The organism is Oceanimonas sp. MB9, from assembly GCF_011319775.1.
Taxonomy (GTDB): Bacteria; Pseudomonadota; Gammaproteobacteria; order Enterobacterales; family Aeromonadaceae; genus Oceanimonas; species Oceanimonas doudoroffii.
This window is the reverse complement of sequence record NZ_VFBE01000009.1, coordinates 753,812-767,171: the sequence shown is the minus strand read 5'-3', so window position 1 is coordinate 767,171 and position 13,360 is coordinate 753,812. Positions and strand designations below refer to the sequence as shown.

Here is a 13,360-nt window from a genome sequence, read left to right as displayed (position 1 = left end):
AAAAACAGGGGCCGGATGGCCCCTGTTGTGGCTTCAATAAGCCCCTTCGCTATAGATCAATTCATAGCTGTGGCTGTAGATTTCCACAATGTTGCCGAACGGGTCTTCCATATAAATCATGCGGTAGGGCTTTTTGCCCGGGTAGTAATAGCGCGGTTTTTCCATGCGCGCCTTGCCACCGGCGGCCACGATGCGCTCGGCCAGGCCTTCCACGTCCGGGTCCTGCACACAGAAATGGAACACGCCGGTTTTCCAGTATTCAAAGTTGTTCTCGGGGTTTTGCTGATCGCGGAACTGGAACAGCTCCACGCCCACGCGGTCACCGGTAGACAGGTGGGCGATGCGAAAGCTGCCCCAGCCCGGGCCGAACACGTCGGTGCACATTTCGCCGATGGCGCTGTCGTCTTCCGTTATCTCGGTGGGCTTCATGATCAGGTACCAGCCCATCACCTGAGTGTAAAACTCCACCGCCTTATCGAGATCCGGCACCGAAATGCCGATGTGGGAAAAGTTTCTTGGATATACCTTGCTCATTGCGCTCACCTCGCTCGTTGTGGTTGAGATAAGCTTACGCCGGTGATTTAATCATTAAAAATTATCGTTTTTTATCATTATGAGTATATTTTGTGATGATTAATCTGGTGTGGCTGCGCAGTTTTTGCACCCTGGTGGAGGTGGGGCATTTCACCCGCACCGCCGAGCGGTTGCACATGACCCAGTCGGGGGTCAGCCAGCATGTACGCAAACTGGAAGAGCATCTGGGGGTGGCGCTGCTGGTACGCCAGGGCAAGGGGTTTACCCTGACCCACGCCGGCGAGCGGCTGTATGAGCGGGCCGGGGAAATTTTGCAGTCGGTATCGGGGCTGGAGCAGCATGTGGGGCAGGATCCGGCCTTTGAGGGGCTGGTGCGCGTCATGTCGCCGGGCAGCGTGGGCCTGAAACTTTACCCTCAGCTGCTGGCATTGCAACGCCGGCACCCCAGACTGGTGATCGACTATCGTTTTGCCCCCAATGCCAGTGTGGAGCAGGCGGTGGCCGGTCACAGCGTGGATCTGGGGCTGATGACCCGCCCTTCAAACCATGAGGCGGTGCAGTGCCGGGCCATGGCCGAAGAAGCATTGCTGCTGGTGACCCCGGCCGGTATGACCACGCCGGACTGGTCCAGCCTGCTGGCACTTGGCTTTATCGATCATCCGGACGGCGCCCACCATGCCGGCCTGTTACTCGGGGCCAACTATCCCGAATTTGAACATGTGGGCCAGTTCGCCAAAACCGGCTTCTCCAACCAGATTGGGCTTATTCTGGCGCCGGTCAGCCTGGGGCTGGGCTTTACCGTGCTGCCGGCACACGCGGTGTCGGCCTTTGCACAACCGGCGTTGATCCAAGCCCATGCCCTGCCCCATCCGGTGAGCGAAACCATCTATGCCGCCACTCACCGCCACCGGCCCATGCCCAACCGGGTGGGCACGGTGCTGGCCCTGGCCGGCAAGCAGCTGTAGCCGGTTTATTCCTTGAGAGCCACGGCCGCAGGCACCACTGGCTGTGGGCTTACTTGTCCTTGCCTCTGGTCAACTTGTCGAGATACCCCATGGCAAAGGCCGAAAGCACAAAGGTAATGTGGATCAGCAAATACCACAGGATCTTCTCGTTGGCGATATTCTCGGTGTTCATAAACACCTTCAGCAGGTGAATGGACGAAATGGCCACAATGGACGCCGCCACCTTGTTCTTGAGCGAGCCGGCATCCAGCTTGCCCAGCCAGCCCAGTTTGTCGTCGTCCTCATCCACATCCAGCTGGGAAACAAAATTCTCGTAGCCCGAAAACATCACCATGATGATCAGGCCTCCCACCAGGGTAATGTCGATCAGCGACAGGGTGACCAGCACCAGATCCACTTCCTTCATCTGCAGCACATTGGGCAGAATGTGAAAAATTTCCTGAAAAAACTTGATGCCCAGTGCCAGCAATACCAGGCTCAGCCCCAGGTAAATGGGCGCCATGATCCAGCGGGACGCATACATCAGCTTTTCTATCAGTCTTTCCATTGTTGTTTTACCTGTATTTGCCTTGTTGTTTTCGTTTTTGGCCAGCGCGGTCGGCACACCATCAAAAACAGCTCCTTAAGGAGCTGTTTTTCTGAGTATTGATCGTCTGAATGGCTCAGCCGATGGCCGAAAGTACCATAAAGGTGCCGGCAATGGCAGTGCCCGAGCGCGGACAGCCCGCCCTGGGCCGGCCCCCATATGCGGCCTCAGTAATCAAATCCTGCCTGGGCCTTTACGCCGGCTTCAAAGGCGTGCTTGACCGACTGCACTTCACTTACGGTGTCGGCCAGTTCAATAATGGCGCGGTGGCAGCCGCGACCGGTGATCAACACATGCTGGTGGGCCGGGCGTTTTTTCAGGGCGGTCAGCACCCGCTCCAGATCCAGATAGTGATAGGCCACCATGTAGGTGAGCTCGTCGAGCAACACCAGATCGATGCTGGGGTCGGCCAGCATTTTTTCCGCCGGCAACCAGGTCTGCTCGCAGGCGGCCATGTCTTTTTCCCGGTTCTGGGTTTCCCAGGTAAACCCGGTGTTCATCACCACAAAGGGCACGCCCACCTGTTGCAGCAGGTTGCGCTCGCCGCAGTCCCAGCCGCCCTTGATAAACTGCACTACGGCGGCCTTTTTGCCATGCCCCACGGCCCGGGTGACCGTGCCAAAGCCGGCGGTGCTCTTGCCCTTGCCGTTGCCGGTGATCACCATGAGTACACCGCGCTCCTCGGTGGCGGCAGCCACCTTGGCGTCTACCGCTTCCTTTACCTTCTGCTGGCGCTGCTGATGGCGTTCGGCCTTTATCTGCTCGCGTTCCTGGTCATGGTTGCTCATGATCGTTTCCTTGTTGCGTCGTCGGTTGCATCAGTTGTTCAAGTAAGTACAGATCGAGGTGCTGCTCAAGGGTATCGGCCAGCCGGTTGAGGCTGGCTTCGCGCTCGGTTTCCAGCGCCACCGCCTGCCGGCTGTGATTCAAGCCGGCCCAGGCCAGCAGCTGATTGCAGGCCTCCACGCCGTCAAACAGGCCGTGCAGGTAGGTGCCGAGAATCTGGTTATCGGCACAGATCATGCCATCCGGCCGGGGCGAGTCACCCTCGCCGATCAGGGTGAACGGCGCCCGGTGCGCAGCCTGTGCCTCGCTTCGGCCGCAATGAATTTCGTAGCCGTGCACGGCGCAGGACTCACCTTCAAGGTGCAGGGTGCCGGTCACGTTGCGCAGCTGCTTGCCGGCCTCGAGCCGCGTGGTCATGGGCAAGTAGCCCAGGCCGGCGCTGCTGCCGGCGGCACTTTCCAGCCCGAGCGGATCGTCAATCCGTTCTCCCAGCATCTGGTAGCCGCCACAGATGCCGATGAGTTTGCCGCCGAAGCGCAGGTGACGATCCAGCCACGGCTTCCAGCCATTGGCCAGCAGCGTGGCCAAATCGTCGCGCACCGCCTTGCTGCCGGGCAAAATCACCAGATCCGCCGGTGGGCACTGTGCCGGTTTTGAACCGGCGTGCACCAGGGTAAGCTGCACCCGCGGGTGCAGGCGCAGGGCGTCAAGATCGGTGTGATTGCTGATGCGCGGGGTCACCACCGCCAGCACGTTGAGCGGCCGCTCATCGCCGCCGGCCGAGGCGTGCCGGACAATGGCGTCTTCGGCGTCCAGCACCAGGTTGTCGAGGTAGGGCACCACGCCCAGCACCGGCTTGTTGGTGAGCTCCTCGATCATGGTCAGGCCACTTTCCAGCAGGCGAATATCGCCGCGAAACCGGTTGATCACCAGCCCCTTGACTCGCGCCCTCTCCGCCTCGCTCAGCAGCATCAGGGTGCCGTAAAGCTGGGCAAACACACCCCCCTTGTCGATATCGGCCACCAGGATCACCGGGCAGTCGGCGGCCTCGGCAAAGCCCATGTTGGCAATGTCGTTGTCGCGCAGGTTAATCTCAGCCGGGCTGCCCGCGCCTTCCACCAGTACCCGCTGGTAGCCGGCCCGCAGCCGCTCAAAGGAGTCGAGCACCGCCGTCATGACCTTTTGTTTGTAGTGACGGGCGCCGGGGCCGAAAAAGTCTTTCGCTTCCACCACCGACAGTGCCCTGCCCTGCACGACCACCTGGGCACTGGTATCGCTCTGGGGCTTGAGCAGTACCGGGTTGAAATCGCTATGGGCCGGCACGCCGCAGGCCACCGCCTGCAATGCCTGGGCCCGGCCAATTTCCCCGCCGTCCTGAGTAACGGCGCTGTTCAACGCCATGTTCTGGGGCTTGAACGGCGCCACACGCAGGCCGCGTCGGGCAAATACGCGGCACAGTCCGGCCACCAGGGTGGTTTTGCCGGCATCGGAGGCGGTGCCCTGCACCATCAGGGTGAGAGCCGGGGGTTGGGATCTGGGCATGGCTGGAACGGGCTGGTTTGAAACTGGCGAGCACCTTAGCACGAATGGGAGTGGCACTTAAGGTGTGAAGCGCGATGCCGGCCTCACGGCCGGCATGATATGACCGATTACTGCACGGGCTTGAGGATCTTGGGGTTGGAGTTGCCCCAGACGGTATAGAGATCCGCCAGCAGGGCGCCATTGGCGTCTTCCAGCTCGGACTGAGTCACTTCCGCCTCGCCCTGCTTGCCGAACAGCACCACTTCATCGCCGGGTTTGACACCGGGAATGTCGGTCACGTCGATCATGGTGGTGTTCATCGACACCTTGCCCACCACAGGGGCACGATGGCCGTTCACCACCACATAGGCGTTGTTGGTAAACACGCGGCGATAGCCATCGGAATAGCCCATGGGCAGGTTGGCCAGCAGGGAGTCGCGCTTCAGGGTAAGGGTGCCGTCATAGCCGACCTTGCTGCCCGCCGGATAATCATTCACCGAAGCCACCCGGGTCTTGAACGACATCACCTTTTTGTATTCGGTGTAGCTGGGCAGGGTGTCGCCGTAGATGATGCCACCCGGGCGCACCATGTCGAGCCGGGCTTCCGGCACTTCCAGGGTGGTAAAGGAGTTGGCGGCATGCAGGGTGAGCTTGCTGCGATCCAGCTCGCCGTGTTCAATCAGCCAGGCCGCCTGCTCGTTGAATTTGGCCAGGCCGGCGCGCACGAAGTCGGCCTCTTCATACTGAAAATGGGTCATGATGCCCACCAGCTCGAGATCGGGTACCGCCAGCAGATCCAGCGCCTCCTGCTTGCCGGCCTCGGTGGCCAGCTCCAGGCCATTACGACTCATGCCACCGGCGTTCAGCCCCAGGTGATAGCGCAGGGTCTTGCCCGCGGCACTGGCCAGCTCGGCCGCTTCCCGGGCCGCCGACACATCGCCAAAGAGCTCTTCCATGTCATATTGCAGACCGTCGCGCACCTCCGCCGGCGTGCCGCTGCGCACTCTCAGAATGCGCCCTTCATAGCCGCTTTCCCGCACCACTCGGGCCTCTTCATTGCTGGTGATACCCACGCAGGGAATGCCGGCGGCAATGACGGAAGGCATCAGGTTGGCAATGCCGTGGCCGTAGGCATCGGCCTTCATGATGGCGCAAATCTGCGATTCACCGTTGAGCAGGGTTTGCAGGGTACGAATATTGTGCTCAAACGCGGCCTGATCCACCTCAATCCAGGCATTGGTGGTCTGCTGAATGGCATGGCTGGTATTCAGACCGGACACCGGCAACTCGGGAGCGGCACTGGCGGTATGGCTGAGACAGGCGGCCAGGGTGAGGGCCAGCACGGTGGGGGTTGTTTTCATCAAGTCACTCCTTGTTATGTGATGAATCGCCACTATACAAGGAGTCGAGTGAAGCTTTACAGCAAAAATTACATTTTTGTTAAAATTTAATTTGGCTGTTCGATCTTAAGTCAGTGTCAGCCACCATAAAAATAACAAGATTCGGAATATTTACGCACACGCTTGCCGATTTCCGTGTCCTCAGGGTGCCCTGCAGCGCGAGCCTGACCCCGGGCCGGTGGGGCTCGCCGGCTCATTTCAACCTGCCCTCGGCGTATGCCGCGGTGGGCGTGACGACAGGTCAAAATGCACACGGCGAACCCCGGCATGGCTCAGTGCAGTTTCAGTCGCGGGCGCAAAAAGCGGTTAATGCGACCCACCAGCATCATCAGGCCGGTGCGGGTATAGCCGTGCAGCGCCACCTGGTGCATGCGATACAACGACACATACACGGTACGGGCGATGCGGCCTTCCACCATCATGGAGCCACGCATCAGGTTGCCCATCAGGGAGCCTACGGTACTGTAGCGACTCAGGTTTACCAGGGAGCCGTGATCCTTGTACACATAGGGCTTGAGCGCCTTGCCATTGAGGCTGGCAATAATGTTGTCATAGGCCAGGCTGGCCATTTGGTGAGCCGATTGGGCCCGGGGCGGCACCGCCTTGCCGTCGCTCTGCAGGCAATAGGCGCAATCGCCGATCACGAAAATGCTGTCGTCGCGGGTGGTCTGCAGGGTGTCCCTGACCGCCAGCTGGTTGATGCGGTTGGTCTCGAGCCCGGCAATGTCTTTCATAAAGTCGGGCGCCTTGATGCCGGCGGCCCACACCATGAGGTTGGCGGGGATCAGCTCGTCATCCTTGGTTTTCAGGCCTTCGGCGGTGGCTTCCACCACCATGGTGCCCACCCGCACATCCACCCCCAGCTCGCGCAGCTCCTTGTGCGCCATGGCGGAAATACGCTCGGGCAGGGCCGGCAGAATGCGCGGACCGGCTTCCACCAGGGTCAGACGCAGGCAGTCGCGGGTCAGTTTCCTGAAGCCGTAGGCGCCCAGGTGCTCCACGGCGTTATATAGCTCGGCGGAGAGCTCCACGCCGGTGGCGCCGCCCCCCACAATGGCGATGTCCACCTTTTCGTCCACGGTATCGCTCTCGGCGTATTGCAGAAAGCGGTTCATCATCTCGTCGTGAAAGCGTTCTGCCTGCTGGGGGCTGTCGAGGAAAATGCAGTGGTCGCGCACGCCTCGCGTACCGAAATCGTTCGATACCGAGCCAATGGCCATCACCAGAATGTCGTAACTCAGGCTGCGCTCGCCCACCACCTGCTTGCCGTTGTCATCGGCCAGCGGCGCCAGTTTGATCTGCTTGTTGTCACGGTCGATGTCAATCAGGGTGCCCAGGTGAAAGCTGAAGCCGTGGTTGTGCGCCTGAGAGCGATAGCTCAGGCCGTCGATGCCGGTGTCCATGGCGCCGGTGGCCACTTCGTGCAACAGTGGTTTCCACAGGTGGGTTCGGTTGCGATCCACCAAAATCACTTCGGCCTTGCCCTTGCGCCCCAGCTGTCGACCCAGTTTGGTTGCCAGCTCAAGACCGCCGGCGCCACCGCCGACCACGATGATGCGTGTCATTGTTCTAACCTCGTTAAGAATGAAAAAAACCTGCGGCTATGGCCTGTCCATAGCGGCAGATTCTTGCGTTGCCGCCTCGGTGGAGGCGGCATCCATTGTAAAAGTTGCAAGTAATTCCACAACTTTATTTTTACATAAAAATAACTGTCGGCTTAATCATTCCAGCCGTGCTCGACACCCAGGCGCCGCAGCCGGTCGGCAGCCTCGCGCCAGCGGCGGCTGCCATACAGGTGTGCCGGGCCGGCATTGTCCTTTTTACGCAACGGTGACAGGTCGCGCTGCAGATCGTGAGGCAGGCTGTCGATAATGCTTACCGCCCCGGCCCGGTGGTTACAGGCCAGCAACAGATCACAGCCCGCCGCCAGGGCCTGGCGCGCGCGTTCGGCATAGCCGCCGGCCACGGCGGCCCCCTCCATGGTGAGATCGTCACTGAAGATAAGGCCGTCAAAGCCCAAGCGGCGGCGCAGCACCTCCTTCAGCCAGAATTCGGAAAAGCCCGCCGGTCGTTCGTCCACCTTGTTGTAAATCACATGGGCGGGCATCACGCCCTGAATGACTCCCTGTGCGAACAACGCCTTGAACGGCACCAAATCGGCCCGCTCAATCTCGGAAAGCGGGCGCTCGTCCACCGGGCTCTCCTTGTGGGAGTCGGCGCGCACGCTGCCGTGCCCGGGAAAATGCTTGGCCACCGCCGCCATGCCGGCGTCCTTCATGCCGGTAATAAAGGCGCCGGCGTGATCGATGACGGGCTGCGGATCGGTACCAAAGCTGCGATCGCCAATGACTTCGCTGCCCCGCTCCAGATCGAGCACGGGGGCAAAGCTGAGATCAATGTCGTGGGCCAGCAATTCGGCGGCCATCAGCCAGCCGGCGTCCGCCAACAGGCCGTGCCGTTCGGGGTGACTCAGCGCGGCCAGTTTGCTCGGCGCCGGCAGCGGGAAAAACCCGTTGCGAAAGCGCTGCACCCGGCCGCCTTCGTGATCCACGGTAAGCAGCAGGCCGGGTTTAACCGCTCGAATGCTGCGCACCAGGGCGGTGAGCTGGTCGCGATCATGATAATTTCTGCCGAAAAATATCACCCCGCCCACCGTCGGGTGCGCCAGCAGCTCGCGCTCTTCCGCATCGAGCTCACAGCCGTGTACATCGAGAATAAAGGGACCCATGTTTGCTCCGGGGCCGCCATGCGGCCGTGTTGATATTGTGAAAGTCATATGAAGAAGACCTGAACGGTTACCCCAGGGAGAGAAGCAACCGCGCCCGGGCCCGTTCCAGCCACACCTGATATTCCGCCCCGCCGCTGTGCTGATGCTGCACCAGCGCCCACAGCAGGGTAAGCAGCTGCACCCAGGGCACACGGGCGCGCAACCGGGCCATCGTCATATCACCGCCGGCGGCCCGATACCGGGCCAGCAGCTCGGTGCAGCCTTCTTCATTCAGGCCCCTGTCGTCGGCGATCACCGCCAGCTCAAAGGCCGGATCCGCCAGGCAGGCGTACTCCCAGTCCACCAGCCAGGGCCGTGCGCCGATGAGGTTGCCGGCGGTCAGGTCACAATGGCACAGGGCGGGCACAAAGCCCGGGGAAAGCGCAGGGTTATCAAAATGGGCCAGCAGGGGAGCCAGCCAGGATGGCGCTGCGCTCAGTTGCCTGCGGTAATGCCGTGCCTGTTCGAATAAATTGAGCACCGGCAGGCCCGCCGGAACCAGTTGGTGCAGCCGCGCCACCCTGGGCATCAGGCTGGCCAGCGTTCCCGGCCGTTGCCGCCAGTCCGGCTCGTCGAGCCAGTCCAGCACCAGGATGCCCCGCTTCGGGTCACAATAGCGCATGGCCGGGGCCAGGCCGGCCTCGGCCGCCGCTTGATGGGCAATGCGTTCATGGCGACGGTCAATACCCAGCTCCTGCGGGTGCGGACACCCCCATCGCAGCCAGTAACGCCCCTGCCCCGTCGTCAGCCGGTAGCTACGGTTGGTCAGCCCGCCGCTCAGGGGCGTCAGGCTGCCGTGCAACCAGGGTGGCAAGTGGTGAAGGACGTCAGCGTCCACTGACGCTGTCGGACCACAGCACTTCGCCGCTGGCCAGCTCCATCAGCTGGGCGCGCAGGCTAAAGCCGCCGCCGGCCCGGTGCAGGCTGCCGGACAACAGATAATCGGCCCCGCTCTGCTTGCCCAGGCGCACCAGCGAGGCCATGTCGGCCCGGCCACTCTGAAACGCCAGCTGCTGGCGCAGGCTGTTCACCTCAGGCCCGCTGACAAAATTGAGCGAACCGCTGAGCCGGGCCTGCAGCCGCTCGGTCAGGCCGCGCGTGTCCACCGGACTGCCGGCCTGGTTGCGAATGTCGTCCAGCAACACCGGGCCGTTGACCTCATTGATAACGGCGCTGGCAGCGAGCCGGGCGGCCAGGCTGTCGGCCAGGCGTTCCATGCTGGCATTGTTGGCTTCCGGCAGCGGCGCGGGCGGCGCCTCGGGCAGCTCAATCACCGGGGGCTGAGGCGCGGGGGCCGGCAGCATGGGCGGTTGCGGCTCCGGGGTGACCGGCGTCACCGGGGCCGGTTGGGACGAATAGGGATTGGGCAGGGTACAGGCGCTCAGCGCCAGCGCCGCCGAGGCCAGGGTGGCAATGCGAAACGGTGTCATCACGGCTCCTTATTGCGCCAGCATGGGGCCCAGCGGACGGCCGCCCAGCAGGTGCATGTGAATGTGATACACCTCCTGACCGCCATGGCGGTTGCAGTTCACCATCAGGCGGTAGCCGTCTTCGGCAATGCCCGCCTCGGCGGCCAGCTTGCGGGCCACGGTAAACAGCCGGCCCAGTGCCTGTTCGTGTTCGGCCTCCACCTCGTTGACGGTGGGAATGACCACATTGGGAATGATCAGAATATGGGTGGGCGCCTTGGGGGAAATGTCACGAAAGGCGGTGACCAGTTCGTCCTGGTACAGGATGTCGGCGGGAATTTCCTTGCGAATGATTTTGCTGAAAATGGTCTCTTCTGCCATAACCTGTCTCCTTGTAAGAATCCTCTGCCGGCATGGGCAGGCGCGGCTATTATAGCTTGCCGGGCCGCCAAGTGAATGGGTAAGCCCTTGATCGCAAAACCTCATCGGCGTCGACCGCGATGGCCGCCACAACCTCGACTGAACAAAATAGCGGCGATTGAACCCGGCTGGGTATTTGCGGTGTTGACAGCACCGGCCGGCTTTTCTATTATGCGCCCCGTCATCACGAATGACGTTCTCGGCGTGTAGCGCAGCCTGGTAGCGCACTGTCATGGGGTGTCAGGGGTCGGAGGTTCAAATCCTCTCACGCCGACCAAATCATCCTCAAAAAGCCCACCGCATATTGCGGTGGGCTTTTTGCATTTAACGCCTTGTTACTTTCTTTGGGAGCCATGCCCAAAGCCCGTCCATGCTTTTTTGCTTTTCGGCGTTAGCCACTCAAGTCCGAATTCATTCGCCAGCCTTTGTCCGTTGCCTTGCAGGAATGGATTCAAGCCACACCAATATCCTATACACTCAGGGCGTTGTTTTCTTTAAACGAGGCATATCATGGCGAGGATCAGACAAAAGACCCTGGCGCTGGCGCTGGCCGGCGTGATGACCACTCAGCTTGCCGCCTGCGGCACCGTGTTTTACCCCGAGCGCAAGGGCCAGCGCAGCGGCCGCATCGACCCCGTGGTGGCCATTGCCAACGGCGTGGGCCTGTTGTTTTTCCTGGTGCCCGGGGTGATCGCCTTTGCGGTAGACTTCTCCAACGGCACCATCTATCTGCCCGGCGGCCGTGCCGAACATCACCCTGAGCTAACCCCCGACAACATCAATCAGGCCCTGTATGCCGCCACCGGCAAGCAGGTAGACTGGACCCAGCAGGACATTACCGTCTCCTCACTGCAGGACGGCGCAGCCCTCACCGGCCTTGAGCTGGCTCCCGCCCGGGGCTGACCCTCGAGCAGGTACGGGCGTGGCCATTACCACCGGCCTCGCCCTGGCCCTTTGCCAAGGCGAAGGTGACCACTTCCGCCGCCACCACGCCCACGGCAACACCAGGTCTCAATAAGCCCCACCAATGGCGGGGCGCAAATTGTCATACAGGGGAACAAAGTTGTTGAGCCGGCCGGCGCTCATGCTGTCATCCACCTGCGCCAGGTGGTTGAGCGCCCGGCCTATGCTGGCCTTGCGCAGCAGCACCACGTTCGGATAAAGCCGCCGGGCTTCCGCCAGCAACGCCTCTGCCCGAGCTTCCTCATTGGCCCGCACCAGTGCCAGATAGGCGTTGTAATAAATGCCCGCCCTTGGGGTGTGCTGTAAAAACCGCCGCGCCCAGCTCACATAATCCAGCAGTGCGGCGTTGTCGCCCCTCAGCAGGGCCGCTTCCAGCTGGCTGTGATGACGGTAAAAGGCGGCGCGATCGTGCCAGATTAGCGGATTCAGCACGCGTTGCAGATCACCGCTGCGCTCGCTCTGGCGGGCAAAGGCGGTGATCTGCTGGCTGGCCACCAGGCCGGTGGCCATAAACAGCACCATCCCCAGGCCCCAGGCCCTCACCGGCCAGCGGCTCCAGGACGGTGGCGCCGGCAACAGCACGCGACGGCCGTGCTCGGCGTCAATCACAAACAGCAGCGTCAGTACCATGAACCAGTGCGGCAGCGAATGATAGACCGGAAATTCGGTCTGGCTGTGCACAAACACCGGCATCAGTATGCCGGCCCAGGCCATGGCCCGGGTCAGCGGCACCTGATGCAACAGCCTGAGCACCAGCCACACCATCAGCACCAGCCCCATCAGCGGCGCCAGACCGCCTTCGATGGCCCAATAAAGAAACTCGTTATGGGGGTGGCCCATTTCCGTGAACAGCGGCTGGGCACCGGGGGTCTGCTCCCGCCACAAGGCGTAGGTGCGGTAAAAGGCCGACTCAAAACTGCCATAGCCGTAACCGGTCCAGGGCTTTTCCAGCCACATGCGCAGGCCGTGCGCATAGATGTCGAAGCGGCCATCGGCCTGGGTATAGATGTCGAGGCTGCGCTTGCTCATGTCAAATACATCCAGTCCGAACACCCCGGTGACCACCCCCAGGGGGATCAGCACCAGGCTGGCCAGCAAGCGCTTGGATCGGTTTTTGGCCAGGGTTTGCCACAGCAGCGGCAGCAACATCAGCAACCCCAGCAACAGGCCCAACTGCCCGGCCCGGGACTGCAACAGCACCACCAGCATGGCACCGGCGCCAAGCACGGCGGCAAACCAGCATGAGCGCAGCAAAAAGGGTCGCCAGGGCGACTTGGCCTCGTTCAGCCACAAATACACCGCCAGCACCATGCCGGTGGCCACAAAGCTCGCCATCACGTTGCGGTGCTGAAAAATGCCGTAAGGGGAACGCACCTGAGTGTTGTAGCCAAACACATTGCCCGGCTCCAGCACAAAGAACTGGGCCAGCCCCAGCAGCATCTCCACGCTCACCGCCAGCAGCAGGCAGTAAAGCAGATAGCGCCGGCCCCTATCGCTGAACCGGCATTGCTGCAGGGCCAGGTAGAACAGCAGGCCACCGGCCAGCCCCAGCATGCGCGGCAGGGCCTGACCGGCCACCGAGTTGTTGTGCCAGTAGAAAAACGGCAGCCACAGCAGCACGCTGGCAGCCACCAGCCCCAGCCAGAAACGGCTGGTCAGCAGCCGCCGGCGATGCCAGTGCCACAGTCCCAGGGTGGTCATCAGCCCGACAAACAGCCAGCCGATGATATTGAACGGCAGCTGCAGGCCGGTGCCAAACAGGTGCGGAAGGTAAAGATGCATGCCAAACAGGGCGTAGACCGCCACACACACCAGCATGGTGCGGGCCAGACGCTCCTGTTTCAGCAGTTGCACGGACATCATGATGGGTAAATACTCGCGGGCCGTTTGGCGGTAACAGAACCCCTACTTTACCCAAGGCCGGGTAAAAAAGCATGAGGACGAGTGCGGCCTGCGGGCAAAATTCGCCGCGACGGACAACACGGCCAAAAAGGGAGCGAAGTCCTGTT

At 61.7% G+C, this 13,360-nt stretch carries 13 protein-coding genes and 1 tRNA gene; 3 read left to right on the top strand and 11 right to left on the bottom strand.

Going from position 1 to position 13,360, the window contains the following annotated elements; all coding sequences use genetic code 11:
• Positions 1 to 33 precede the first annotated feature (33 nt).
• Entirely contained in the window at positions 34 to 534 is a 501-nt protein-coding gene (locus tag OJHNALOF_RS14920) for a lactoylglutathione lyase family protein (protein WP_094199166.1), read from the bottom strand.
• Positions 535 to 629: 95 nt separating this feature from the next.
• Here OJHNALOF_RS14920 and OJHNALOF_RS14915 point away from each other — a divergent pair, with 95 nt between their 5' ends.
• The gene (locus OJHNALOF_RS14915) at positions 630 to 1,499 is read left to right on the top strand and encodes a LysR family transcriptional regulator (protein ID WP_094199165.1); all 870 of its coding nucleotides are present in this window, start codon (positions 630 to 632) and stop codon (positions 1,497 to 1,499) included.
• A gap of 49 nt (positions 1,500 to 1,548) precedes the next feature.
• Here the strand turns inward: OJHNALOF_RS14915 and OJHNALOF_RS14910 are convergent, their stop codons facing one another.
• The 9 genes from OJHNALOF_RS14910 to hinT all read right to left on the bottom strand — a co-directional run bounded on the left by OJHNALOF_RS14910 (position 1,549) and on the right by hinT (position 10,349).
• Positions 1,549 to 2,046, bottom strand: coding sequence for a TIGR00645 family protein (locus OJHNALOF_RS14910; RefSeq protein ID WP_094199164.1), 498 nt, complete (start codon positions 2,044 to 2,046; stop codon positions 1,549 to 1,551).
• 206 nt (positions 2,047 to 2,252) lie between these two features.
• Complete coding sequence (gene cobO / locus OJHNALOF_RS14905; RefSeq protein WP_165662498.1) at positions 2,253 to 2,873, bottom strand: cob(I)yrinic acid a,c-diamide adenosyltransferase; 621 nt, start codon at positions 2,871 to 2,873, stop codon at positions 2,253 to 2,255.
• Positions 2,860 to 4,413, bottom strand: a complete 1,554-nt coding sequence (locus OJHNALOF_RS14900) for a cobyric acid synthase (RefSeq protein WP_165662497.1) — start codon at positions 4,411 to 4,413, stop codon at positions 2,860 to 2,862. Before OJHNALOF_RS14900 ends, cobO begins: the two co-directional genes overlap by 14 nt.
• A gap of 107 nt (positions 4,414 to 4,520) precedes the next feature.
• The gene (gene alr / locus OJHNALOF_RS14895) at positions 4,521 to 5,753 is read right to left on the bottom strand and encodes an alanine racemase (RefSeq protein WP_165662496.1); all 1,233 of its coding nucleotides are present in this window, start codon (positions 5,751 to 5,753) and stop codon (positions 4,521 to 4,523) included.
• A gap of 311 nt (positions 5,754 to 6,064) precedes the next feature.
• Entirely contained in the window at positions 6,065 to 7,357 is a 1,293-nt protein-coding gene (locus OJHNALOF_RS14890) for an NAD(P)/FAD-dependent oxidoreductase (RefSeq protein ID WP_165662495.1), read from the bottom strand.
• A 152-nt stretch (positions 7,358 to 7,509) separates the two neighbouring features.
• Positions 7,510 to 8,520, bottom strand: coding sequence for a beta-N-acetylhexosaminidase (nagZ, locus tag OJHNALOF_RS14885; RefSeq protein WP_165662494.1), 1,011 nt, complete (start codon positions 8,518 to 8,520; stop codon positions 7,510 to 7,512).
• A 67-nt stretch (positions 8,521 to 8,587) separates the two neighbouring features.
• Entirely contained in the window at positions 8,588 to 9,397 is an 810-nt protein-coding gene (locus tag OJHNALOF_RS14880) for a choline/ethanolamine kinase family protein (RefSeq protein ID WP_094199156.1), read from the bottom strand.
• Positions 9,387 to 9,989, bottom strand: a complete 603-nt coding sequence (locus tag OJHNALOF_RS14875) for a penicillin-binding protein activator LpoB (RefSeq protein ID WP_165662493.1) — start codon at positions 9,987 to 9,989, stop codon at positions 9,387 to 9,389. The genes OJHNALOF_RS14880 and OJHNALOF_RS14875 overlap by 11 nt, the downstream gene beginning before the upstream one ends.
• Before the next feature lie 9 nt (positions 9,990 to 9,998).
• Positions 9,999 to 10,349, bottom strand: a complete 351-nt coding sequence (gene hinT, locus OJHNALOF_RS14870) for a purine nucleoside phosphoramidase (protein WP_094199154.1) — start codon at positions 10,347 to 10,349, stop codon at positions 9,999 to 10,001.
• 239 nt (positions 10,350 to 10,588) lie between these two features.
• Here hinT and OJHNALOF_RS14865 point away from each other — a divergent pair.
• Together OJHNALOF_RS14865 and OJHNALOF_RS14860 are read left to right on the top strand one after the other, a co-directional pair.
• Positions 10,589 to 10,665: transfer RNA gene (locus OJHNALOF_RS14865), tRNA-Pro, on the top strand.
• A 233-nt stretch (positions 10,666 to 10,898) separates the two neighbouring features.
• Positions 10,899 to 11,291, top strand: coding sequence for a hypothetical protein (locus OJHNALOF_RS14860; RefSeq protein WP_094199153.1), 393 nt, complete (start codon positions 10,899 to 10,901; stop codon positions 11,289 to 11,291).
• 108 nt (positions 11,292 to 11,399) lie between these two features.
• Here the strand turns inward: OJHNALOF_RS14860 and OJHNALOF_RS14855 are convergent, their stop codons facing one another.
• Positions 11,400 to 13,214 carry a PglL family O-oligosaccharyltransferase gene (locus tag OJHNALOF_RS14855; RefSeq protein WP_165662492.1) on the bottom strand — a complete coding sequence of 605 codons (1,815 nt, stop codon included), beginning with the start codon at positions 13,212 to 13,214 and terminating at the stop codon, positions 11,400 to 11,402.
• Between the last annotated feature and the right edge of the window lie 146 nt (positions 13,215 to 13,360).